The organism is Meridianimarinicoccus aquatilis, assembly GCF_004358675.1.
GTDB classification, from domain to species: domain Bacteria; phylum Pseudomonadota; class Alphaproteobacteria; order Rhodobacterales; family Rhodobacteraceae; genus Meridianimarinicoccus; species Meridianimarinicoccus aquatilis.
The window spans coordinates 1-23,970 of record NZ_SMZO01000014.1; the positions used below are offsets into that span (position 1 = coordinate 1).

21 protein-coding genes are annotated in these 23,970 nt (G+C 59.2%); 12 read left to right on the forward strand and 9 right to left on the reverse strand.

Going from position 1 to position 23,970, the window contains the following annotated elements:
- On the reverse strand, positions 1 to 843 hold an 843-nt coding region (locus E2L05_RS07990; RefSeq protein WP_133342398.1), incomplete at its 3' end, for a DUF2235 domain-containing protein.
- 151 nt (positions 844 to 994) lie between these two features.
- Here E2L05_RS07990 and E2L05_RS07995 point away from each other — a divergent pair.
- The 3 genes from E2L05_RS07995 to E2L05_RS08005 are packed head-to-tail and all read left to right on the forward strand — an operon-like array spanning position 995 to position 5,624.
- Positions 995 to 4,192 carry a valine--tRNA ligase gene (locus tag E2L05_RS07995; protein ID WP_133342399.1) on the forward strand — a complete coding sequence of 1,066 codons (3,198 nt, stop codon included), beginning with the start codon at positions 995 to 997 and terminating at the stop codon, positions 4,190 to 4,192.
- Between the two features lie 50 nt (positions 4,193 to 4,242).
- Complete coding sequence (locus E2L05_RS08000) at positions 4,243 to 5,364, forward strand: pyridoxal phosphate-dependent aminotransferase (RefSeq protein ID WP_133342400.1); 1,122 nt, start codon at positions 4,243 to 4,245, stop codon at positions 5,362 to 5,364.
- A 50-nt stretch (positions 5,365 to 5,414) separates the two neighbouring features.
- Complete coding sequence (locus tag E2L05_RS08005) at positions 5,415 to 5,624, forward strand: hypothetical protein (protein ID WP_133342401.1); 210 nt, start codon at positions 5,415 to 5,417, stop codon at positions 5,622 to 5,624.
- Between the two features lie 7 nt (positions 5,625 to 5,631).
- Here the strand turns inward: E2L05_RS08005 and E2L05_RS08010 are convergent, their stop codons facing one another.
- Positions 5,632 to 6,858: a pyridoxal-phosphate-dependent aminotransferase family protein gene (locus E2L05_RS08010; protein ID WP_133342402.1), complete on the reverse strand. Its 1,227-nt coding sequence runs from the start codon at positions 6,856 to 6,858 to the stop codon at positions 5,632 to 5,634.
- Between the two features lie 136 nt (positions 6,859 to 6,994).
- On the opposite strand from E2L05_RS08010, the gene E2L05_RS08015 reads away from it, so the two are divergent.
- The 7 genes from E2L05_RS08015 to E2L05_RS08045 all read left to right on the forward strand — a co-directional run bounded on the left by E2L05_RS08015 (position 6,995) and on the right by E2L05_RS08045 (position 15,344).
- Positions 6,995 to 7,669, forward strand: coding sequence for a phosphatase domain-containing protein (locus E2L05_RS08015; protein WP_165971710.1), 675 nt, complete (start codon positions 6,995 to 6,997; stop codon positions 7,667 to 7,669).
- A gap of 58 nt (positions 7,670 to 7,727) precedes the next feature.
- Positions 7,728 to 8,489, forward strand: a complete 762-nt coding sequence (ygfZ, locus tag E2L05_RS08020) for a CAF17-like 4Fe-4S cluster assembly/insertion protein YgfZ (RefSeq protein ID WP_133342404.1) — start codon at positions 7,728 to 7,730, stop codon at positions 8,487 to 8,489.
- Positions 8,490 to 8,631: 142 nt separating this feature from the next.
- A complete protein-coding gene (locus tag E2L05_RS08025) occupies positions 8,632 to 9,849 on the forward strand; it encodes an aminopeptidase P family protein (RefSeq protein ID WP_133342471.1) in 1,218 nt (405 codons plus the stop codon).
- A 194-nt stretch (positions 9,850 to 10,043) separates the two neighbouring features.
- Positions 10,044 to 11,144 (forward strand): ABC transporter ATP-binding protein, encoded by a 1,101-nt coding sequence (locus E2L05_RS08030; protein ID WP_133342405.1) that lies wholly within the window; start codon positions 10,044 to 10,046, stop codon positions 11,142 to 11,144.
- A 129-nt stretch (positions 11,145 to 11,273) separates the two neighbouring features.
- Entirely contained in the window at positions 11,274 to 12,380 is a 1,107-nt protein-coding gene (locus tag E2L05_RS08035; RefSeq protein ID WP_133342406.1) for an extracellular solute-binding protein, read from the forward strand.
- An 84-nt stretch (positions 12,381 to 12,464) separates the two neighbouring features.
- Positions 12,465 to 14,162 carry an ABC transporter permease gene (locus E2L05_RS08040; RefSeq protein ID WP_133342407.1) on the forward strand — a complete coding sequence of 566 codons (1,698 nt, stop codon included), beginning with the start codon at positions 12,465 to 12,467 and terminating at the stop codon, positions 14,160 to 14,162.
- 3 nt (positions 14,163 to 14,165) lie between these two features.
- Positions 14,166 to 15,344: an ABC transporter permease gene (locus E2L05_RS08045; RefSeq protein ID WP_133342408.1), complete on the forward strand. Its 1,179-nt coding sequence runs from the start codon at positions 14,166 to 14,168 to the stop codon at positions 15,342 to 15,344.
- Positions 15,345 to 15,420: 76 nt separating this feature from the next.
- Here E2L05_RS08045 and E2L05_RS08050 read toward each other — a convergent pair whose 3' ends face one another.
- The 3 genes from E2L05_RS08050 to E2L05_RS08060 all read right to left on the reverse strand — a co-directional run bounded on the left by E2L05_RS08050 (position 15,421) and on the right by E2L05_RS08060 (position 16,797).
- Positions 15,421 to 15,753: a DUF1236 domain-containing protein gene (locus E2L05_RS08050; RefSeq protein WP_243721912.1), complete on the reverse strand. Its 333-nt coding sequence runs from the start codon at positions 15,751 to 15,753 to the stop codon at positions 15,421 to 15,423.
- Positions 15,754 to 15,863: 110 nt separating this feature from the next.
- On the reverse strand, positions 15,864 to 16,526 hold the full coding sequence (locus tag E2L05_RS08055; RefSeq protein ID WP_133342409.1) for a DUF1523 family protein: 663 nt from the start codon (positions 16,524 to 16,526) through the stop codon (positions 15,864 to 15,866).
- A gap of 7 nt (positions 16,527 to 16,533) precedes the next feature.
- Entirely contained in the window at positions 16,534 to 16,797 is a 264-nt protein-coding gene (locus E2L05_RS08060; protein WP_133342410.1) for a hypothetical protein, read from the reverse strand.
- Between the two features lie 106 nt (positions 16,798 to 16,903).
- On the opposite strand from E2L05_RS08060, the gene E2L05_RS08065 reads away from it, so the two are divergent.
- Entirely contained in the window at positions 16,904 to 17,899 is a 996-nt protein-coding gene (locus tag E2L05_RS08065) for a P1 family peptidase (protein WP_394346541.1), read from the forward strand.
- Here E2L05_RS08065 and E2L05_RS08070 read toward each other — a convergent pair.
- On the reverse strand, positions 17,896 to 18,705 hold the full coding sequence (locus tag E2L05_RS08070) for an alpha/beta hydrolase (protein ID WP_133342411.1): 810 nt from the start codon (positions 18,703 to 18,705) through the stop codon (positions 17,896 to 17,898). The genes E2L05_RS08065 and E2L05_RS08070 overlap by 4 nt on opposite strands.
- 146 nt (positions 18,706 to 18,851) lie before the next feature.
- On the opposite strand from E2L05_RS08070, the gene E2L05_RS08075 reads away from it, so the two are divergent.
- Positions 18,852 to 21,014, forward strand: coding sequence for an esterase-like activity of phytase family protein (locus tag E2L05_RS08075; protein WP_133342412.1), 2,163 nt, complete (start codon positions 18,852 to 18,854; stop codon positions 21,012 to 21,014).
- A 62-nt stretch (positions 21,015 to 21,076) separates the two neighbouring features.
- Here the strand turns inward: E2L05_RS08075 and E2L05_RS08080 are convergent, their stop codons facing one another.
- The 3 genes from E2L05_RS08080 to E2L05_RS08090 all read right to left on the reverse strand — a co-directional run bounded on the left by E2L05_RS08080 (position 21,077) and on the right by E2L05_RS08090 (position 23,907).
- The gene (locus tag E2L05_RS08080; protein ID WP_133342413.1) at positions 21,077 to 22,465 is read right to left on the reverse strand and encodes a GntP family permease; all 1,389 of its coding nucleotides are present in this window, start codon (positions 22,463 to 22,465) and stop codon (positions 21,077 to 21,079) included.
- A 134-nt stretch (positions 22,466 to 22,599) separates the two neighbouring features.
- Positions 22,600 to 23,070, reverse strand: a complete 471-nt coding sequence (locus E2L05_RS08085; RefSeq protein WP_133342414.1) for an Hsp20 family protein — start codon at positions 23,068 to 23,070, stop codon at positions 22,600 to 22,602.
- A 117-nt stretch (positions 23,071 to 23,187) separates the two neighbouring features.
- The gene (locus E2L05_RS08090; RefSeq protein WP_165971711.1) at positions 23,188 to 23,907 is read right to left on the reverse strand and encodes a trypsin-like serine peptidase; all 720 of its coding nucleotides are present in this window, start codon (positions 23,905 to 23,907) and stop codon (positions 23,188 to 23,190) included.
- Positions 23,908 to 23,970: the final 63 nt, after the last annotated feature.

The following is a 23,970-nucleotide window of genomic DNA, read 5'->3' on the forward strand; positions in this document are numbered from 1 at the left end:
CCCCGATCCCGGCGCATTCGCATCGCGCGGAAATCCGGCGCGCCATCCCGGCGGCAAGGGCAAGCCGCACCCTTCTAGCTGGCACAGCATCCAGACCAGAGGAATATTGGCCAGCGGACGCGCCGCTTCGCGCCCGGCCAGCTGGCCGCCCACATCAGAATGGGTGCCGCGAAACCACACCTGCTCGACATGTCCGGTCCATCCCGGCGGACAATCCCACAGCACCGGCGTGAACGCGACCCGCGTCTCATCCAACGCCAGCGCATGAAATCCGTGCCGCACCCGCGCGCCCAGATGATGGGAATGAAACGCATGGGCGCGCTCTGTGAGTCCCGCCAAAACCGGCAAACGCACCCCCAACGCCTTGACCGTGTCAAACACCCCCACGGCAGTTATCTCGGCCTCTGGCACACAGAACCGCGCGGCAAATGCCTTTGCATGGGGGCCGTGCGGGTCTTCCATGTACAAACGGTAGAGCTGTTCAATCATCGGCGCCGTCGCACAGCGCGCCTTCAGCAGCCCAATCCGGTCGATCAGCCCGGCCAGTGACCGCACCGCATAGGCCCCGCGTGAGTACCCGATCAGAAACACCCGGTCACCGGGCCGATACCGCGCCGCCAAAAAGCCATAGGCGCGCCGGATCTGCCGATTGATCCCCCGCCCGGTGATCACCGGCCCCATGTCGCGCCAGCCCTGCCACTGGCCACCCTCTTCATAGAACACTTCGGCCCGCCGTCCGTCATGCCCCTTGTCCAGCAACCGCGCAATCCGCCCGGCATGGGTCATATGCTCGGGCAACAAACGCCCCAACGTTCCATCAAGAATCACAACCAGATCGCGCATGACGCCCTCCCTGCGCCCAACCTAGCCGCTGGCCGGTTAACAAGGGCCGCATATCTTGTCACACCTGCGCCATTAGCCGCGCGCCCTTGGCCTTGCCCGCGCCTTTCGATATGTCCGCCCCAAAGACGATGACCCATCGAGGACGCGAACAATGGCAATGGACAAGACCTTTAACGCCGCCGAAGCCGAAGCCCGGCTTTACGAGGCTTGGGAAACCGCCGGGGCCTTCAAGGCCGGCGCAAATGCCAAACCGGGGCCGGACGGCAAGACCGAGGCGTTCTCTATCGTGATCCCGCCGCCCAACGTGACCGGCTCGCTGCATATGGGCCATGCCTTCAACAACACGCTGCAAGACATCCTCGTGCGCTGGCACCGTATGCGCGGCCACGACACCCTTTGGCAGCCCGGCACCGATCACGCGGGCATCGCCACGCAAATGGTCACCGAACGCGATATGGCGGCCAAGGGCGAACCCTCCCGCCGCGAAATGGGCCGCGACGCGTTTCTGGACCGCGTCTGGCAACAAAAGCAAAACTCGCGCGGCACCATAATCGGTCAGCTCAAGCGCCTCGGCGCGTCCTGCGACTGGTCCCGCGAAGCCTTCACCATGGGCGGCGCAAAGGGCGACCCCGAAGCAGGCAACGGCCCCAACTTCCACGATGCCGTGATCAAGGTCTTCGTCGATATGTACGACAAAGGCCTGATCTATCGCGGCAAACGGCTGGTCAACTGGGACCCGCATTTTGAAACGGCAATCTCTGACCTCGAAGTCGAAAACATCGAAACGCCGGGCCATATGTGGCACTTCAAATACCCGCTCGCGGGCGGCGAAACCTATGAATACGTCGAAAACGACGAAGACGGAAACGTCACACTGCGTGAGACACGCGATTACATTTCCATCGCGACGACGCGCCCCGAAACCATGCTGGGCGACGGCGCGGTTGCGGTGCACACATCCGACACGCGCTATGCGCCCATCGTTGGCAAGATGTGCGAAATCCCGGTCGGCCCCAAGGAACACCGCCGCCTGATCCCGATCATCACCGATGAATACCCCGATCCGACATTCGGGTCGGGCGCGGTCAAGATCACCGGCGCGCATGACTTCAACGACTACCAAGTCGCCAAGCGTGGCGGCATACCGATGTACCGCCTGATGGATACCAAGGGCCACATGCGGGCCGATGGCGCCGATTACGGAACCTGCGCGGCACAGGCGCAATCCCTCGCCCAAGGCAACACTGCGTCTGAAACCGAAGTCGATGCGATCAACCTTGTGCCCGACCATCTGCGCGGGCTCGACCGGTTTGAAGCGCGCGAAAAGGTCATCGCCGAGATCACCGCCGAAGGGCTGGCCGTCATGGTGCCGCCCACCGATGCGCGCCTTGGCAAGAAAGCCGTCAAAGCCGCCCAGGAAAACGACGAGGACCAAGGCGAAACCCTTGTGCCGCTGGTCGAACCCAAGATGATCATGCAGCCCTTTGGCGACCGGTCCAAGGTCGTGATTGAACCCATGCTCACCGACCAATGGTTCGTGGAAACCTCCAAGATCGTGCAACCCGCGATCGATGCCGTGCGCAATGGCGATACGCAAATCCTGCCCGAACGCGACGCCAAGGTGTATTTCCACTGGCTGGAAAACATCGAACCGTGGTGCATCTCGCGCCAGCTTTGGTGGGGCCACCAGATTCCCGTCTGGTACGGGCTCGACATCTGGCCAACCGGCTTCCGCGACGATGAAGGTGGCAATGCCCTGGACGAGGTGGAAATCTTCCGCCTGCTCCGCGAAGGCGCGTTCAACCATGCCGATCCGACGCATCATTGCGGCGAACATATCGACGACATCACTGCACGCTTCCGGGCCGATCTGGCCGCACTGCCTGCGCCGCTCCATGCGGCCCAAATCGTCGAAGTCGCGGACAAGAACGCAGCTATCGAAGCGCTCGCCGCGGCCATGGCCGATTACAATCTCAGCCAAGACCCGACACATCTGATCTACCCCGTCTGGCGCGACCCCGACGTGCTCGACACGTGGTTCTCGTCCGGCCTTTGGCCCATCGGCACGCTCGGCTGGCCCGAACAGACAGCAGAGCTTGAGAAGTATTTCCCGACCTCCGTTCTGGTCACCGGCTTTGACATCATCTTCTTCTGGGTCGCCCGGATGATGATGATGCAATACGCCGTCGTCGGGCAAAAGCCGTTCAGCACCGTCTATGTCCACGCGCTCGTCCGCGACGAGAAGGGCAAGAAGATGTCCAAAAGCTTGGGCAACGTGCTCGACCCGCTCGACTTGATCGACGAATACGGCTGCGACGCGGTGCGCTTTACCCTGTCGTCCATGGCCGCCATGGGGCGCGATCTGAAGCTGTCGAAGGACCGCATCGCAGGCTACCGCAACTTCGGAACCAAGCTGTGGAACGCCGTGCGCTTTGCTGAAATGAACGGCGTGTTCGAAGCGCGGGACTCCGACGGGATTCCTACAGGACTCCTACAGCAATCCGACATCACCCAAACGGCCAATAAATGGATCGTCGGGGAAACCGCCCGCGCCCGCGCCGAAATTGACGACGCGCTCGCCGCCTACCGGTTTAATGACGCCTCCGCGACACTGTATTCCTATGTCTGGGGCACGGTTTGCGACTGGTATGTGGAATTTGCCAAGCCGCTCTTTTCCAGCGAAGACCCTGCAATCGTTGCGGAAACTCGGCGCACAATGGCGTGGGTGCTGGATCAGTGCATGATCCTCGCCCATCCGTTCATGCCCTTCATCACCGAAGAGTTGTGGGCCTTGACCGCCGCCCAGCGCGACGAAATGCTGATCCATGCCGACTGGCCGACCTATGAAGCCTCTGAAATTGCTGACAAAACAGCAGATGGCGAAATGGGATGGGTGATCGCCTTGATCGACTCGATCCGGTCCCTGCGCGCCCAGATGCACGTGCCTGCCGGGGCCAAGCTGCCCCTGCTGCAACTTGATCTAGACGCCGCTGGTCAAGCCGCGTGGGACCGAAACGCAACCCTGATCCAGCGCCTTGCCCGCATTGAATCAGTCAGCATAATCAACGAGTTGCCCAAGGGTGCCGTGACCATTCCGGTCGAGGGCGGCACCTTCGCACTTCCGCTGGCAGACGTGATTGATGTGGCCGAAGAACAAGCGCGACTGGAAAAGACGCTGGGCAAATTGGCCAAGGATATGGGCGGTCTTCGCGGCCGGTTGAACAACCCCAAATTCGTGGCCTCCGCCCCCGATGACGTGATCACCGAAACCCGCGATCTGCTCGCCACCAAAGAAGACGAAGACGCCAAGCTGCGTGCAGCTCTGGCCCGCTTGGCCGCCCTCGCCTGAAGCTGTCAAACCCCTTGCCTGCAAAGCGTTTTCCGCGATAGGCAAGGGGTATGACACGTGCCCCACGATACACGCAGACCGTGGCGAACCTGCCCGCGACGGTGCCCTTCATCGGCCCCGAAGCGATGCAGCGCAGCGCCGGGAAACCCTTCGCGACCCGCCTCGGCGCCAATGAAAGCGTCTATGGCCCCTCGCCCCGTGTGATTGACGCGATTGCCGCGGCAGGGCCTGATGTCTGGATGTATGGTGACGCCGAGGCGTTTGACCTGCGCAACGCATTGGCAAAGCACCACAATCTGGCGATCGATAACATCGTCGTCGGCTCTGGAATCGACGGCCTGCTGGGCACTGTGATCCGCCTTCTGGTCGCCCCCGGCGATCCGGTCGTAACCTCGGCCGGGGCTTACCCGACCTTCGCATATCACGTCGCGGCCAATGGCGGGACCCTGCACACCGTTCCTTATTCAGGCGACCATGAAGACCCCAAAGCCCTAGTGGCCAAGGCACGAGAAACACGCGCAAAAATTGTCTATATCGCCAACCCAGACAACCCGATGGGCAGCTGGCACAGTGCCGCCACCATTCAAGACATGATCAAAGATCTGCCAGATGACTGCGTTTTGGCGCTGGACGAGGCATATATCGATCTGGCCCCTGCGGGCGCGGCCCCACTTTTCGACATGGGCGATCCTCGCATTCTGCGTTTCCGAACCTTTTCCAAGGCGCATGGTCTTGCAGGGCTGCGGGTTGGCTATGCCATCGGCGCGGCGACGACGATCCGCATGTTCGACACGATCCGCGATCATTTCGGGGTCGGCAGGCTTGCGCAATCCGCCGCACTGGCAGCCGTTCAAGACGTGGAATGGTTGCGCCAAGTGAAGGCAAAAGTCGCGACGGCGCGCACGGAACTCTCTGCAATCGCATCGGAAAATGGGCTGGCCGCGCTACCATCCGCGACCAACTTCGTGACAATCGATTGTGGGCGCGATGGGGCCTTTGCCCGCGCGGTCTTGTCCGGGCTACTGGCGCGCGGCATTTTTGCCCGCATGCCCGGCGTGGCCCCGCTGGACCGCTGCATCCGGGTCAGTTGCGGACGTGCCGATGATCACGCGCTGTTCGCCACCGCGCTTTCAGAGACGCTCAGAGAATTAGGCAACGCCGATGTGACTTGACGCAGCGCCGGGACCGCGCCCCAATATGGGCACAGTCACGGAGTTTGCCCATGTTTGACCCGCAAGACAGTCGCGCGCCCCTTCCCGGTCACGGTCAACCGGTCGAAGATTATACCAACGCATTCCTTGTTACCGCCTGCGGGCTGGTGTTCTGTACCCTGTTTGCGCTCTGGGCGATGTATGGGTTGTTTGCAGCGCTGGCAGTTGCGTGGGTCGCAGATAGGGCGCTGTTGCGCTTTACGACACGCCAAAGGCACTGACAGCCTTCTAGGCGCTTACTTCTTTCGAGCGGCGCGTCGCGTCTGCGACAACGCGAGCCGCTGCATCAAGTCCGCCCGGTGCATAGGGGACATCAAGCGCGTCCATCCCAGCCTGAAGCGACGTCAAAACACCCAGAACCATGTGCGGGTTCACGTGGCCCATGTGCCCGATACGGAAAAATCCAGCAGCCTCGGGACTGCCGGGCGCGGCCATGCCAAGCCCGATGCCCAAGGTCACGCCCGCCTCTTGCTCCATCCACGATCGCAACTGCGCCCCATGCGGTGCTGCGCACCGAAGGGCGGTGACTGCATGGCTTCGATACGCCGGATCAACGATATTCAGCGAAACCCCGCCCTCGGTCGCCCAGCCATCGAAAGCCGCCCAGACCGCGCGGGCCAATACCCCATGGCGTGCAAGCGCCGCATCAATACCTTCCTCATGGACCAGCATGTTCAGCGCCTCGCGCAAGCCAAACAGGTGATGCGTCGGCGCCGTACCGAAGAAGTATTGATAGAAAATATCCGCCTGTGTCCGCGGCAGCCAATCCCAGTATGCCGTGACGCAATCGGCCTTTGCACGCGCTTGGGAGGCTTTTTCATTGAAATAGACAAAGCCAAGTCCAGGCGGGGTCATCAGACCCTTCTGACTGCCTGCAACCATAACATCGACGCCCCAATCATCCATCCGAAGATCATCACAGGCAAGGCAGGCGATACAATCCAGCAAGAAAAGCGCAGGATGACCCGCCTCATCAATCGCTGCCCGAATGGCGGGCACATCGTTGCGCACGCTGGTCGCGGTATCGACCTGAACGCATAAAATCGCCTTGATGTCGTGCGCGGTGTCTTCGCGCAACCGCTCGGCCACACGGACCGGGTCCACCGGGCCGCGCAACCCGAATTCCATCACTTCGATTTGCGCCCCAAGGTTAGCAGCGACATTGCCCCAGCCTTTGGCAAAATGGCCAGTGGACAGAACAAGGACCTTGTCGCCCCGTGACAGGACGTTGGCCAATGCCGCTTCCCATGCGCCGTGACCGTTCGCGATATATATCGCCACTTCGCCGCGAGTGCGGGCGACTGTTTTCAGATCGGGGAAAATGGTTTCTACCATTTCTGGCAGCGCGCCTTCGTAAATATTGGGGGCGGGCTGATGCATCGCTTGCAGCACACGATCCGGCAACGCGGACGGACCGGGAATGGCAAGATAGGGGCGACCATAGGCGAGTGACATCTCGTGACCTCGAAAATCATACTGCCCAAGCGAGGTAGATCAGCCACGCCAAGCGGTCAACGTTGCTTGCACACATTGATTGCTGCCGTCGGGAGCGGTACATCACCAAAATCTTGTCCTAAGAATGGTCCTCACCTTGACGCTCAAGTCCCGCTTCCGCGCAATCGAACATGGACTACGTGACCGGTATGGTCGCAGCATTGACGGCGCACAGGCCCGCCGCCGGGCGTGGTGGCATTTCCAGCTTCTGGACCATGCCTTTTTGCGGGTCGTTTGGTGGAACCTTTTTGAAATCGCCCCAGACGTATGGCGGTCGAACCAGCCCTCACCCAAACGGTTGAAACGCTATAAACGTATGGGCATTCGCAGCGTAATAAATTTGCGCGGCGCGGTGCAGCAAAGTCCGTACCTGTTCGAAGAAGAGGCCTGCGCAAAGCTGGGCCTTCATTTGCATAATATCACGCTCAGTGCCCGCAAACTGGTCCCACGTGAAAATATCCTGACCTTGATCGACCTGATGCGTTCCGTGGAAAAGCCCTTTGTACTGCACTGCAAATCGGGCGCTGACCGGGCCGGGTTCGCGTCGGCCATTTATCTGGCCGTGATCGAAGGCCGGCCTGTCGCCGAAGCGCGCAAACAACTCCATTGGAAGTATATGCATCTGTCCACAACAGACACCGGCGTGCTGGATCACGTGTTCGATGTGTACGAAGCGGAACAGGCCGATACTCCGATGCCTTTCGAAGACTGGCTGAACACGCGCTATGATCACGAGGCATTGACCGCGAGCTGGGATGCATCGCGCGCCTGATCCCTTTCGAAGCGCCCTGCGCGGCCCTATATCAGTCCGACGCATGACAGGAGCCGCAATGACCCATTCTCGCAGCATTTTTCGCATCTCTGGCGCCGACCGAGTGCATTTTCTACAAGGCCTGGTCACAAATGACGTGACGAAGCTTGCGGATGGGGCCGTGTACGCGGCGATGCTGACACCTCAGGGAAAGCTTCTTGCTGACTTCATACTCGTGGCCGAGAACGATGCGATTTTGTTGGATGTGGCCGAGCCGCTGGCAGCAGGGCTTTTCAAACGGCTGTCCATGTACAAGCTTCGGGCGGATGTGGGCATTGAGAAAACCGGGCTGGTGCTATCTCGGGGGCTGGGCAAGGCCCCGGCAGGTGCGGTTTCAGATCCGCGTCACCCCGCGCTTGGCTGGCGGTCATACGGCACAACAGTCACCAGCGAGATAGATCCGGCCGACTGGCAAGCCCTTCGGGTCGCCCATCTGATCCCTGAGACCGGGACAGAACTGTTACCAGACGGAACATTCATTCTTGAGGCTGGCTTTGAAAGGCTCAACGGTGTCGATTTCCGCAAAGGATGTTATGTCGGTCAAGAAGTGACGGCGCGGATGAAGCACAAGACCGAGCTGCGCAAAGGGCTAACCCGCGTCACGGTTGAAGGCAGCGCGCCCAGCGGAACCGAAATCACCGCGAACGGTAAACCGGCTGGCACGTTGTTCACCCAATCGGGCGGTTTCGGGATTGCTTATTTACGCTTCGATCGGGCCAAAGGTGCACTTCAGGCGGGCGATGCCACGCTGCACTGGACCGGGGCAAATCAAGACGCTTGACCATAGCGACGGGCAAATCTAACGGTTTTGCATCCACGATGGCGTCGTGGTGCCGCGCCAACAGCGCGGGTCTATGTCGTCCTGCACGCCGGGATGCCCTGACCGGGCGTCATTGCCCGGCACGTTTCGGGACATCACCAAGATGAACACGCAAAATCGCCTTGCCACCTTCACCTGTCACAACGGGGAAAAAGCCCCCCTGCCCTTCCCGCGCAGCGAATACGAACGGCGCCTTGCCGCCCTGCGCGCTTTGATGGCAGAGCGGGACATCCCCGTTGTTCTGCTCACCTCCATGCACAATATCGCGTATTTCAGCGGCTTCTTGTATTGCGCTTTCGGGCGGCCCTATGGTTGCGTAGTCACGCAAGAGGCGTGCACAACCGTCAGCGCCAATATTGACGCCGGTCAGCCTTGGCGCCGGTCCATCGGTGAAAATGTCATCTATACCGACTGGGCGCGGGACAATTACTGGCGTGCCGTGCGCGATTTGGTCGGCAGTGCCAGACGTGTGGGGATCGAAGGGGACCACCTGACGCTTTTGCAATCCGCCAAGCTGGCCGACTTTCTGAACGCCCCGGAAACAGTGGACATCGCAGATGGCACCATGGCGATCCGCATGCGGAAATCCGATGTTGAGATTGCGCTGATCCGCGAAGGCGCGCGTATTGCAGATATCGGCGGCGAAGCCGTCCGCGACGCGATCCGCGTTGGAACCCGCGAAATCGACGTGGCCATGGCTGGCCGCGATGCAATGGAAGCAGAAATCGCCAGAAGTCACCCAGACAGCGAAATGCGCGACAACTGGGTTTGGTTTCAATCGGGGCTAAACACGGACGGCGCACATAACCCTGTGACCACGCGGGCTCTGCAAGCCGGTGATATCCTCAGCCTGAACACGTTTCCGATGATCTCTGGCTACTACACCGCGCTGGAACGTACACTTTTCTTGGGGGAGCCAGACGCAGCATCCCTAAAGATCTGGGAAGCGAACGTGGCTATCCACGAGTTGGGTTTGTCGTTGATCAAACCCGGAATGACCTGCGCCGGGATTTGCGACGCGTTAAACACCGCGTTGGCCGACATGGGGCTACTAAACTATCGGTCCTTTGGATTTGGACACTCCTTTGGGGTTCTGTCCCATTACTACGGCCGCGAAGCTGGTCTGGAATTGCGCGAAGATGTGGATACGGTTCTAGAGCCGGGCATGGTCGTCTCAATGGAACCCATGCTGTGGATTCGCGAAGGTCAACCGGGCGCTGGCGGTTACCGCGAGCATGACATTCTGATCGTGAACGAAGACGGTTCCGAGAACATCACCGGCTTTCCCTATGGCCCCGAACACAACATCGTCGCGGTCTAGCGGCGATTCGGCCCCGGGTGCATCTTTAGCGGCAGTTCCATAGGGCGCACATCCGGGGCCAATTGCGCAATTAGTATACATTTGCCTGAATAAGGGCGCTTTTGACCCTAAATGGTCGCTAACCGGTTGCGCCTCGCCAGTTCAGCGGTTTTCATTGGGGCAATAACAAAACGCATAGCAACGGGGAGCCCTTCGTGGCCAATGACCAATCTACAGCGGCGTTCGTAGAATTTGAGCGCGTGCAGAAAAGCTATGACGGCGAGACTCTGGTCGTCAAAGACTTGAACCTTTCAATGCCGAAGGGTGAGTTTCTGACAATGCTCGGGCCGTCCGGGTCCGGGAAAACGACTTGCCTGATGATGCTTGCCGGGTTTGAAACGGCAACACATGGCGAGATCCTGTTGGACGGCAATCCGATCAACAACATTCCGCCGCACAAGCGCGGCATCGGCATGGTGTTCCAGAACTACGCCCTTTTCCCCCATATGACGGTCGCGGAAAACCTGTCCTTTCCGCTTGAAGTGCGGAAAATGGGCAAATCGGACCGCGAGGCAAAAATCACCCGCGCGCTGGACATGGTGCAAATGGGGGCCTTTGGGGGCCGACGCCCCGCCCAGCTTTCGGGCGGTCAGCAACAGCGGATCGCACTGGCGCGCGCGCTGGTGTTTGAACCCGAGTTGGTCTTGATGGACGAACCGTTGGGCGCACTCGACAAACAGTTACGCGAAACCTTGCAGTTCGAAATCACGCGTCTGGCCCACAATCTTGGCATCACGGTCGTCTATGTGACCCACGATCAGACCGAAGCACTGACAATGTCAGACCGCGTGGCCGTGTTCGACGATGGCCGTATTCAACAACTGGCCCCGCCCGACCAACTCTATGAAAGCCCGGAGAACAGTTTCGTCGCGCAGTTCATAGGCGAGAACAATACGCTCGAAGGTGTGGTCAAGGATATCTCGGGCAACGTCGCACATGTTGAACTTGATGGCGGCGAACTGATTACCTGCAAGCCCGTCAACGTGACCAAGGCCGGCGAGCGGACCAAAGTGTCCATCCGGCCCGAACGGGTGGAATACAACAAAGAGCGATTGAGTGAAGATGCACACACACTCAAGGCAGAGGTTCTTGAATTCATCTATATGGGCGATATTTTCCGCACCCGGTTGCGGGTCGCTGGCAATGACGATTTCGTCGTGAAAACGCGGAACGCCCCAGATCAGGTCAGGCTGAAGCCTGGTCAGCAGATCGAAATCGGCTGGCTTCCAGAAGACTGTCACGCGCTCGACGCCTGATCACATGAACACGCCTCGCGGCCACGCAGCGATTGGTTTGCGTGACCGCATGGCGATCCGACGGACGCGGTTGCACCCGTGGCCCAACACGTCGGAACGAACGACACGGGAAAACAGGGGAAATTACAAATGAAGATCACCACTGCCCTTTTGGCGAGCACGGCACTTGTTGTCACGCTGAGCCCAGCAACCGCGCAGGACATGTCCAACGAGATGACAATCGTTTCGTGGGGCGGCGCGTATCAGAGCAGCCAACAGAAAGCTTACTCAGAGCCGTATGTTGAAATGCACCCGGAAGTTACCGTCACTTGGGACGAATCTTCGAACGAAGCCGTTGCCAAGCTGCGCGCCATGAACGAAGCCGGCAACATCACTTGGGATCTGGTCGATGTCGTCGCCGCTGACGCGATCCGCTTGTGTGACGAAGGTCTCGCAATGGAATACGACCCGGATGACCTTCTGGCAGAAGGCGCAGATGGCACATCAGCCGAAGACGATTTCGGTGATCTGATCGTGTCCGACTGCTTTATCCCGCAGATCGTGTATTCGACCACATTTGGCTATCGCACAGACATGGTCGGCGACACGCCACCAACCGAAGTCTGCGCTGTGTTCGATCTTGAAGCCTATCCGGGCAAGCGCGCGCTGGAAAAGCGGCCTATCAACAACATGGAATGGGCGCTGTACTGTGATGGCGTCGCAAAGGACGAAATCTATGACGTGTTGGCAACCGCCGAAGGTCAGGATCAGGCCCTTGCCAAGCTCGACACCATCAAGGACGACGTAATCTGGTGGTCTGCCGGCGCGGACACGCCGCAACTTCTGGCAGACGGCGAAGTTGTCATGGGCTCGACCTATAACGGTCGTTTGTTCAGCGTGATCGTTGACCAGGAGCAGCCCGTTGGGATGCTGTGGGACATGCAGGTGTTCGACCTTGACGGTTGGATCATTCCCGAAGGTCTGAGCGACGAAGAACTGGCCCGCGTCAAGGACTTCGTCTTCTTCGCGACAGACACTCAGCGTCTTGCGGATCAGTCCCAGTACATCTCGTACGGTCCTGCACGCCTGTCTTCTGCACCGCTGGTCGGTCAACACGCCGATTTGGGTATCGACATGGCGCCGCACATGCCAACCGATCCCGAGAACGCCAAGAACACGCTTCTCTACAACTACGAGTTCTGGGCTGACTACCGCGACGATATCGACGCGAAGTTCCAGTCCTGGCTGGTACAGTAACAAAACCTGAGAAAAGGGGCCGCTTGGCCCCTTTTCACCGTCCTGACGGGACATACCGAACAAAAAGAACCGAACGGGGATGATATGGCCGACGCGACAAATACAAATGCGGGCGCCCACGCGGATGACGCCACAGGGCCAGTTCTGGCCGCCGATGGATCACCGCTAAAGTCCAGCCTGAACAAGGCATTGCGCGCGCAAAAGCTGCGTGCCTTGGCGTTGATCGCCCCGCTTTTGATTTTCGTGATGGTCACGTTCATCGCGCCCATCGTCGACATGCTTTTCAGATCCGTCGAGAACCAGATCGTTTCAGAAACGCTTCCACGAACGGTTGCCGAACTGGGCGATTGGGACGCGACCAGCGAAACACTTCCCGATGATGACGTGTACGCTGCGCTGTATTACGACCTTTTCATCGCGGCCGAGTACAAGAACCACACACGCCTTGGCAGCCGATTGAATTATGAACAAACCGGCATGTCCTCCATGTTCCGGCGGGTTGGCCGCAATGTCGGCGACTTTGGGGAACTGTATCTCGATCAGTTCGAAGACCTGGACGAGCGTTGGGACGAAGAGGCCGATTGGGCCGCCCTGATGGCGCATCCTGGATATCTCGAAGACGCAGCAGAGTGGCGCGACAACCGTGATGCAGACAGGATCGACCCACGCGATACCCCCGCCCCTCGTTTCCGTCTTGCGCCGGGCATTGCAGACCTGCTGCCACAAACTGCGCAAGCCTATTCCCAGTACGCAGAGTTCATGCGCACCGAAGAGCAAGAGACAGCCGATGAAGACCAGCCTTGGACGCTGGTCGATACGATGCTGTACAACGATCTTATGGCCGCTTCTGAAGCTGACATCGCGGCCTATTCCGGCCCCATGGCGGACGCTTTGCAAGCCGCACATGCTGCTGTACCTGAATTTGAAACGGCGACACTGAAAGAACTGTTTATCGAGTCTGACGATGAGTGGGCCAATCTGGACAACTGGGCGACCATCAAAGTCTACGCGCCAAATTACACGTCCGGCTATTTCCTGACAGCAGTGGATATGAAACTTGGGCCCGACGGGATGGTCAGCCAACCCGAGGATCAGCAGATCTATGGCCTGCTGTTCAAGCGAACTTTGTTCATGTCGATGGCTATTACCATCAGCTGTATTCTGCTCGGCTATCCGGTTGCGTGGTTGCTTGCGAATCTGCCGATGCGCTCTGCAAACTTGTTGATGATCCTTGTTCTGTTGCCCTTCTGGACCTCGCTTCTGGTGCGGACCAGCGCGTGGAAGGTGATGTTGCAGCAACAGGGGGTCATCAACGACGTCCTCGTTTGGCTGGGCGTCGTGGGGGATGGCGACCGACTGATTATGATCAACAACCAGTTCGGAACGATTGTGGCCATGACGCACATCCTGCTGCCGTTCATGATATTGCCTCTGTATTCCGTGATGCAGACGATCCCACCGACCTATCTGCGCGCCGCAAAATCACTGGGGGCAACCCCGTTCACAGCCTTCTGGCGAGTGTATTTCCCACAATCGGTGCCGGGGATCGGGGCGGGCTCGATCCTCGTATTCATTCTTGCGATCGGCTACTACATTACGCCTGAAATCGTGGGCGGCACATCCGGTACCTTCATCTCGAACCGGATCGCTTATCACATCTCCAGTTCACTAAATTGGGGTCTTGCCGCGGCACTTGGAACAATCCTTCTGGGGGCGGTTCTGATCCTCTATTGGGCCTACGACCGCATCGTCGGTATCGACAACGTCAAATTGGGGGGCTGAAACATGGCAACTGTAATCACACTGAAAAAGCAGCCCTATTCGTTTGTAGGTCCGGTCAGCGCAGCCGCCGGCGGCTTTGCCGGGCTGTTCGTCGGAACCGCGCAAGGGTCTGGTCTGCTTGGCATCATTCTGGGTGCAACTTTGATGGCCGGGCTTGCTTATGGCCTTATGACCCTGGATTTACCGCGCAAGACCGTCAGGCTCGGTATTGCCGCCGTGTTCGCGGCTGTTGGCTTTTTGCTTAGTGGTCCCATGGGGTTGATCATCGGGGCCTTATTCGGGGCCTTCTTCGGCTGGTTCCCGGCTTGGCTCGCCGATGGCAAGTATCGCGCAAGCCTGCCGCCCTATCTGACCGCACGGGAAGTGCTTTGGCACTATACGTTCCGGATCATCTGCGGATTGATCTTCTTCTTTTTGATCGCACCGATCGTCGTGGTCATGCCGCTCAGTTTCAATGCCGAGAACTTCTTCACCTTCACCCCCGAGATGCTGCGCCTTGACCCGGACGGGTACTCGCTCAAACACTATCAGGACTTCTTCCAAAGCAATGACTGGCAAGCTGCCCTGCGCAATTCGCTGACCATCGCACCGGTTGCCACGCTGCTGTCCGTTTCATTCGGCACTCTGGCAGCCATCGGTCTGAGCCAACCGCACGTCCCGTTCCGTCAGGTCATCATGGCGATCCTGATCTCGCCGATGATCGTGCCTTTGATCATCTCCGCCGCTGGCATGTATTTCTTTTACAGTCGGATTGGACTTCAAGGCACATATCTGGGCGTTGTTCTGGCCCACGCTGCGCTTGGCATTCCCTTCGTCATCATCACCGTGACAGCAACACTCGTGGGCTTTGACCGTTCGCTCACCCGTGCGGCTGCGAACATGGGCGCGAACCCGGTGACCACATTCTTCCGGGTTCAGATGCCACTGATCCTGCCCGGCGTTATCTCGGGCGGCCTGTTCGCGTTCATTACGTCCTTTGACGAAGTGGTCGTGGTGCTGTTTGTTGGATCCGCCAGCCAGAAAACACTTCCGTGGCAAATGTTCATCGGCTTGCGAGAGCAGATAAGCCCCACGATTTTGGCTGTTGCGACGATCCTCGTGTGCCTGTCCATCGCGCTTTTGACGACGCTGGAACTGCTGCGCCGCCGATCGGAACGTCTGCGCGGCATGTCCCCGGGCTGACACCGCGACGCAGATGCAACGCAAAAAAGGGCGGCTCGCCCATCGCGGCCCGCCCTTTTCGTTACGCAGTTGACGGTCAGTTCAGAACTGCGCCTACCGCCTCAAGAAGTTGCAAGATCTCGCGCGTGTCCCGGTCGACCCGGAATACCGTATCGCCAATGCGGTAATAACTTTCGTTCTGGCCCACCCGTGGCAGCCCGTACCGATCTGGCTGGTCCAGAAGGATGCCATCTGAGGGAAGCTTGTCGCCCACGCGCAGGGATTGCTTGACCTGCCCGGGCGGCACGCATGGCACCGCTTTCTTGGCAAGGCCCGGCGGGCACCCTTTGGGTGCAGCCTTGGCACCAGCCCCAGACAGACACATGCCAACGGCAAGCGCCGTCAAACCACTGATAATCCATGCGCGCATTTCGAATCCTTCAAAGACATCACCAGGCGACGACAAACGCAGGTTGCCAGTGGCAGCCCAAGTTTGCCAGTCAGCCCCGTCCCTTCGGCGATTTATCGCTTGATGATCGCTTAGCCGAACGTCTCGACCCACCATTCACGGAACTTCTGCCGCTTACCGCGGAACCGTGTTTGGGCATCCCCAACCGCATCCTCGGCATCGTCAAACCCTTCGGCCACGCGCGCGACGACCGGATCTACCCGGTTGCGCCAGAACCGCTTGATCAGCGCACGGATAACCAGCACCAGCACTACAAGCACTGTCAGAATGATGATGTTCAACCACGGGATGACCCGCACATTGGGGCTATCAACCGCGGTCAGTTTCAGCGCGTTGGGGTAGATTGAGAACAACTGACTGCGCCAGCCATAATACTCGACCGACACCCATTGCGGATTGCTTGTGTTCGAAATCAGATCAGCTGCACGCGCTTGCAAGTCACTTGAGTTGAACTTGAAATATGGCGGCCATCCCCAACCAGTGTCTTCATTACGAAGGACCAAAGGCTTGCTACCCTCGTCGACAGCAGAGATGAATTTGACATCGCGACTTCCGGTTGTCGCATCTGCTGGTTCGGCACTGCCCCAAAAAAGTCCGTTGGTGCCAGCAAGCTCCACACGGCGCACTTCGCTTTCCACAAGCCGCAAGGTTTCATGCCGCGGCAGCGTATAGTGCAGGAACCCGCCTACAACGAGGACCACCAAGGCCCAGAAAATCCATTTCACGTAGGCCATTGCGCCCTCACATAGTGTTGGTCAGAAAAACTTGGGCCGCCAGCCCCGTCAGTGGAATCCCAAACACTGCCAAAGCCAACCATCCCCGGATCCGCGCAGCATAGGCGCGAACCCCCGCAGTGACAAACGCGTCACGTTCGCGTTCAGTTCCCCCCGGCTGATAATTCGCCAGCAAATGCTCGCGGTGGCGCTGGCATAGATATGCCAGTACGCTCAGGTAAACGACCGTGAGCGGGATCAAAACAAGTACCATAAGCCTAAGAAACGCCATGCAGGGCCTCCATTGTCCTGATCTAGGGCATCGCGCGCGTCGGCGGAAGGGGCTTCACGTGCGGCGCGGCTTGACCGTGCAGCAAGAGCGCCCCAAGGTCCGCACTATGACTTTGCGCCCTGGCCCGCGAAACCTGATCACTGACGTACCCGGACTCTTTGTCGGCAATGCGTCAGACGCCGATCTCAAGTCCGGCGCAACCGTTCTGACGGCAGATGCGCCCTTTACGGCAGCGGTCCATGTGATGGGCGGCGCGCCGGGAAGTGTCGAAACAGACTTGCTCGCGCCTGACAAGTTGGTCACGCAAGTCGATGCGTTGGTCTTGTCCGGTGGGTCGGCCTTTGGTCTTGCCGCCGCAGACGGGGTACGCGGGGCGCTTCGGGCGCGAGGTCGCGGTTTTGCTGTTGGCGATCAGCGCGTGCCGATCGTGCCTGGCGCTATCCTGTTCGATTTGCTGAACGGCGGAAACAAATCATGGGGCGACAATCCGTATACCGCTCTTGGCGCGGCGGCATTTGACGCCGCAGGCAGGACTTTCGATTTGGGAAGTTTCGGTGCCGGTACCGGGGCAATGACGGCCACTCTAAAGGGCGGAATTGGGTCCGCATCTTTGCAGGTCGGGTCAATAACGATTGGGGCTCTGGTTGCCGTCAACGCACTCGGCTCGGCAACGGTTGGCAACGGCCCACATTTCTGGGCTGCACCGTTCGAGATGGAGGGTGAGTTTGGCGCACGCGGCCCCTGCCTTTCCCCACCGCCGCCATCCTTGCCGACCTTGAAAGCCAAACCCGGCGAGGCAACAACCATCGCAATCGTGGCGACAGATGCGGCCTTGAATCAGGCACAGTCAAAACGTTTGGCCGTGGCTGCCCACGATGGCTTGGCGCGCGCACTGGTGCCCTCCCACAGCTTGCTGGACGGCGATCTGGTGTTTGCCGCATCAACAGGCGCGCAAGCGCTGCCGGACCCGTTGGAAACTCCGTTTCAGTTGGGCCATGCCGCCGCGATCTGCCTTGCCCGCGCCGTGGCACGCGCTGTCCATTCGGCTACTCCGGCCCCCGGCGACACACGGCCGTGCTGGCATTCGCTGTTTGAGAACTAGGCGGCGGGGCTATCCCCCAAGAGATCGCGCAGCATGGCACTTCCCGGCTCGCGGAGCGCATCGATGACATCAAAATGATGCTTGCCTTGTGCAATTCGAACCGGGGTCTGCCATGCCTCGCCAAGCCAACGCGCTTGATCCAGAAAGGCGGGTCGCTCTGCTCCGCCAACCCATGTGGTGACCGAAACGCCGTCCCGCAGATCGCCCAAAGCCGGGCTTTCTGACGCTGCCTCTGACGCATCAAGCCCCAGCTTGCTATTCATCGTCGTTTCCAACAGCGGGCGCAGGTCCGACAAAGGCGAGATCGGCACAACGCGCACCACCCGCGCGGCCACGTCTTCCGAAATCGGGGCATCTGTCATCGCCATTCGGGCTACAAGATGGCCGCCAGCAGAATGACCCGAAAGCGCAATGGGCCCACGCACCTGCTCCGCCGCTGCGGCTATGGCCTGCCCAATCTGTTTCGTCATCGTGGTGATACGCGCCTCGGGCGCAAGCGTGTAGGACGGCAGGGCACAGGCCCACCCTGCTGCGGTACACCCTTGGGCAAGGTGTGACCAATCCTCACGGCCGAACCGCAACCAATACCCGCCATGCACAAACACGGCCAACCCTTCAGGCCGACCGGCGGGCAGAAAGAGGTCAAAGCGTTCGCGCGGCGCACCGCCGTATGGAAGGTTCAGGCGCGCCCGGCCAATGGCGGCCTCGACCCCGCGCCAATCAGCGGCATCATCCGCCCAACGGTCGAGAAACGCAGCAGCGTCAGGGATATGCCCGCTATTGTCATAGGCGTCATCTAGGGTCATGCGCATCTTTCCTGTCTGTCCGGCGATGCTGCGCCGCTGGAAACAAATGCGCAAGTCGTCACATTTTCACCAAACTGTCACAGCTTCGAAACACGTCTGTCGTGAACCGGGCGCAGCACACGACCGACGTCAATCAGGAGTTTCGAATGAACCACCTTGTCTGCTTTACCTCTGTGCTTGCGCTCACGGCCGGGGCTGCCACGGCGCAAGAGATGAATTTTAACCGCATCGCATCTTTCCCCGTCGTTGAAAACATGGCCGAAGGCGAAGATACGGACCGGGCAACCGCCCCGGAAATCATCGACGTCACACCGGACGGAAACACACTTGTCTACACCGACAGCCCGCTGGGCGTTTTGGGCTTTGTTGACATCACCGACCCGAAAAATCCCGCCCCGCTGGGTAATCTTGATGTGGGGGGCGAACCGACCTCTGTCGCCGTGTTCGCGCGCCGTGCCTATGCCGGGGTGAACACGTCGGAAAGTTTCACCAACCCATCGGGCCATCTGGCGGTCATCGACATCGACACACGAACACAAGTTGCGTCGTGCGATCTGGGCGGCCAGCCTGACAGCGTTGCCGTTGCTACAGATGGCAGCTTCGCAGCGATCGCGATCGAAAACGAGCGTGACGAAGACCTAGGCGACGGCCGCACCGGCCAGATGCCTGCCGGTTCCCTTGTCATGATCGACCTCGCCGATGACACAGCGCTGTGTGACACGCTCAAGATTGTGGAAATGACCGGTCTGGCGGACGTGTCCCCCGAAGATCCAGAGCCGGAATTCGTGGATATCAATGCCCTTGGTGAAACCGTCGTCACGATGCAGGAAAACAACCATCTTGTGGTGGTTGCGCGGGATGGAACGATCTTGTCGCATTTCTCGGCTGGGGCCGTCGATCTTGAGGGTATCGACACCGAAGAAGAGGGCGCGCTGGTCTTTGACCAAAGCCAGACAGCACGCGTTCGCGAACCCGACACCGTAAAATGGATCGACGACAACCATTTCCTCATCGCCAACGAAGGCGACATGGACGGTGGATCACGCGGCTGGACGATCTTTTCCAAGACCGGTGACGTCATGTACGAAGACGGCACCGCATTAGAACGGGCGATGATCCAAATCGGTCACTATCCGGAAAACCGGTCTGGCAACAAAGGTGTAGAGCCCGAAGGCATCGCATTCGGCACTTTTGATGGAACACCCATGGCCTTTGTCGGCTCTGAACGCGGGTCCATCGTCGGCGTGTATGATGTGACCGATCCCACCGCTCCGGTTCTGCGGCAACTGCTTCCCTCAGGTATTGGGCCAGAGGGGTACGTCGCAATCCCATCCCGCAATCTGTTGGCCACAGCGAACGAAGAAGACCTGCTTGAGGACGGCGGCGCCCGAGGGCATGTGATGCTCTACGAATACCAAGATGCGCCAGCAACCTATCCGCATCTGACAAGCGCGGGCATGGACGAGTTGACAGGCTGGGGCGCCATTTCCGGCATGGTGGCTGACGCAGATGGCATGATCTATGCCGTGAACGACAGCTTTTATGCGATGCAGCCCACGATCTTCAAGATCAACCCGGCGCAGACCCCGGCACAGATCATCGAAGCGATCCGGGTCACCCGCTCAGGCCAACCCGCGCAGAAACTGGATATGGAAGGCATCACGCTTGACGGCAATGGCGGCTTTTGGGTCGCCTCGGAAGGACGCACTGACCGGGTGATCCCGCATGCAATCTATCACATCGGGGCAGATGGCGAGATTAAGGCAGAAATCGGGCTACCGGCTGAGTTGATGGCCGTCGAAAAGCGGTTCGGCTTTGAGGGCATCACCTTGGTTGACGACACCCTTTGGATGGCTGTTCAGCGCGAATGGAACGACGACCCGAAGAACCATGTCAAACTGGTGTCTTACAACATCGACAGCAATCAATGGGGGGCAGTGCACTACCCCAAGGCTGAACCGGCGATGGGGTGGGTCGGGCTGTCTGAAATCACTTATCACGACGGCTTTTTCTACATCGTTGAACGTGACAACCAGCTTGGCCAACGCGCAGTAACCAAAAAGGTTTACCGCGTTCCGGCAAGCGACATGAAGCCTGCACCGCTGGGTGGCGACTTGCCCGTCGTGACCAAGCAAGAAGTGCGCGATTTGATCGGGGATCTGACCGCAACCGGTGGCTATGTTCTGGACAAGGTCGAAGGCCTGGCCGTGACCCCTGAGGGCGATATCTGGATCTCGACTGACAATGACGGCGTTGACGATCACTCTGGCGAGACAATGTTCTTCAGCATCGGCAAAGCTGGCAACTGATCAAAGTGGACTTCAGAAAACAGCCCCCGCAGGTCACAGCCTGCGGGGGCCTTTTTGTCTACTCAGGCTGCGCCGAAAATACTCCCGAGCACAATCACCGAGACGAGTGCAACAACCGGTATCAACACCGCGACCACGAACAGATCGGGGTAAGATTTGCGGTGGTTGAGTCCCGTGATTGCCAACAGCGTGATGACCGCGCCATTATGTGGCAGGCAATCGAACCCACCCGACGCAATGGCAGCAACGCGGTGCAGCAACTCTGGGCTCAGGTTCACCGCCTCGGCCATTTGCACATAGGTGGACCCGAGCGATTCAAGCGCGATGGACAACCCGCCAGAGGCCGATCCCGTGATCCCCGCCAGAACATTCACGGCAATCGCCAGTGACACAAGGGGCGTGTCCGGCATGATCCCTGTGACTGCTTCGCGGATGGTCGCAAAGGCCGCGAGGCTTGCAATGACGGTCCCGTACCCGACTTCGGACGCCGTGTTGAAAATCGGCAGGAACGAGCCCGTAACACCAGCTGTCAGGGTTTCGTTCAGTTTGCCGTCAAACGTTTTCCAATTGGCCGCGACCAGCACCACATTGGCCGCAAACAGGGCCGCAATGATCGCCCAGATTCCGCGCACATCGTCCAGCGTGACATTGCCGAATTTGTCGGTCTCAAGATACGCTGTGTTCATTGCCGGAAAGACGAAACGGGACAGCAAAAAGTTCAAACCGATCACTACAACAATTGGCAAAAACGCCAGAATAACAGCGCGCGGCGATAGATCCGTTTCAAAGGCGGGAGCATCAGAATAGTCGTCTGTCTCGCCATAATCCGCACCAGCGGCGACTGCTTGGCGGATGCGGAAGTTCAGCCAGCCAACGCCGCCACCGAACATGATTGCCGCCGCAACAAGCCCCAACAGCGGGGCCGCAAAGGCATCTGTTCCAAAGAACGGCGCCGGAATCGCATTCTGGATCGCGGGCGTGCCCGGCAAGGCAGTCATTGTGAAGGTAAAAGACCCCAAGGCAATAGCTGCAGGAATGAACCGCTTGGGGTTGCCAGCGCGAGAGAACAGCGCCGCCGCGATAGGATACACAGCAAAGGCGACAACGAACAAAGACACGCCGCCATAGGTCAGCACACCGCACGCCAGAACCACGGCAAGGGCGGATTGGCTCTGCCCGACGCGCGCCACAATCCACTCGGCGATGACCCGCGCGCTTCCCGAGACTTCCATGAGTTTGCCGAAGATCGCTCCCAACAAAAAGAGCGGGAAGAATTTCACCACATAGCCGCCAAGGGCTGCCATGAAAATCTGGGTATACGTCGCCAGCAAAGGCGACCCGCCAGACAAAGCCGCCGCAAGAAGCGACAGAACCGGCGCAAGGATAAGAACGCTCACCCCGCGATAGGCGAGGTACATAAGTAGAAATAGGGATAAGATAATGCCCAGCATGGCGGTCTCCGTTTGGGGGATAAACCCGCTATGAGGCTGTGCCATGTGTCTTGCAACCATCTGGTAGCGCCAGATGGAAAAAACCCGCGCAGTGACCTGCGCGGGCGGTATCAGTGCCTAATTTCAGATCGCGGTCAGACTGACTGGGTCACCGTACTGTCCACATCCACCTGCTTGTGCGGCGAGGCAGAAATTTCAATTCGGCGTGGTTTCAGTGCTTCAGGCACTTCGCGCACCAAATCGATGTGCAACATACCGTCAGCCGTGCTGGCCGCAGTCACGCGCACATGGTCCGCAAGATGGAAGCGGCGGTCAAAGGCACGTGTGGCAATGCCGCGATGCAGATAAACGCGCTGGCCTTCTTCTGCCGCTTTTCGCCCGCTTACGATCAACGCGTTCTCGCGCACCTCGACGGTCAGTTCATCTTCGCTGAAGCCAGCGACAGCGACGGAAATACGCCAGCCGTCTTCTGCTGTTTTTTCGATGTTATAGGGCGGATAGCTCGGCGCCTGCACATCTGATGCAAGCACACGGTCCATCAGGTCAGCAACCTGATCAAAGCCGACAGTGGCGCGATAAAGGGGAGCAAGGTCAAAGTTTCGCATGGTCATCCTCCATTGAGCGATAACAAGATGCGGCTTCCGGCATGGACAGCCGCTTTGGGTAATCCGGGCCCCGTCAGGCGACCCGGTTCCAATAATTTGGGAAATGCCCCGATTATTTCAAGGGGTAGGAATTCCGATACCGGTCGCCGCCGCAGGCACGGCAGTTTGTCCGGTCGGTAAGGCGTCTAAGACCTCCGCCCCCGTCAGCTGCATGAGCATCTGGTCCAAACGATCTTGAGTCGCTTCAACCGCCAATATATCGCCAACCGGGATCAGCGTCTTTGGTTGAGCCAGGATTGAAGACGCAATCGCGACCAAAACCGCCCGTCCATCATGTACCTGCAACAGCGGCGCACCGGAGACACCGGGTATCCCCTCGCAATCTGTAAAGATCACCGACGAGATCCGCTTTTTGAAATGACACCCGCGTTCGACGGACAGCAGTTGCGCCCGGTCCATGCCATAGGACAGCAACGTGATGTCCAAATCTTCTTTTATGCCATCCGCCAACGGAATCGGAACAACGCTTGGCGGCATCGGCGCTTGCAGGCGAATGACCCCGATATCAGCCGCAACGACTTTTCGCGCCCGGCTATAGCCAGCGGCCAACGCTACGGCTTCGCCACGCCCATGCGCGGCATAAGAACCGATGCGAAACCCTGCGAGGAAGTGAACTTTGTCGGAAGAAACAACCTTGCCCGTACGGCGATTGATCAGGCAATGCGCAGCGGTCAGCACAAGATCAGGCGCAACCAGCGTTGCAGTACAAAAACCCTGCCCTGTAACGTTCAAACGCCCTACCGCAGACTGGCTGGCCTGCTCGTCTTCGGCGGTCATGACGCGACTTTCCGCAAATGCCCCCGTTGCGAGGCAAACAGCAAGGGACGCATGGCAGACAAA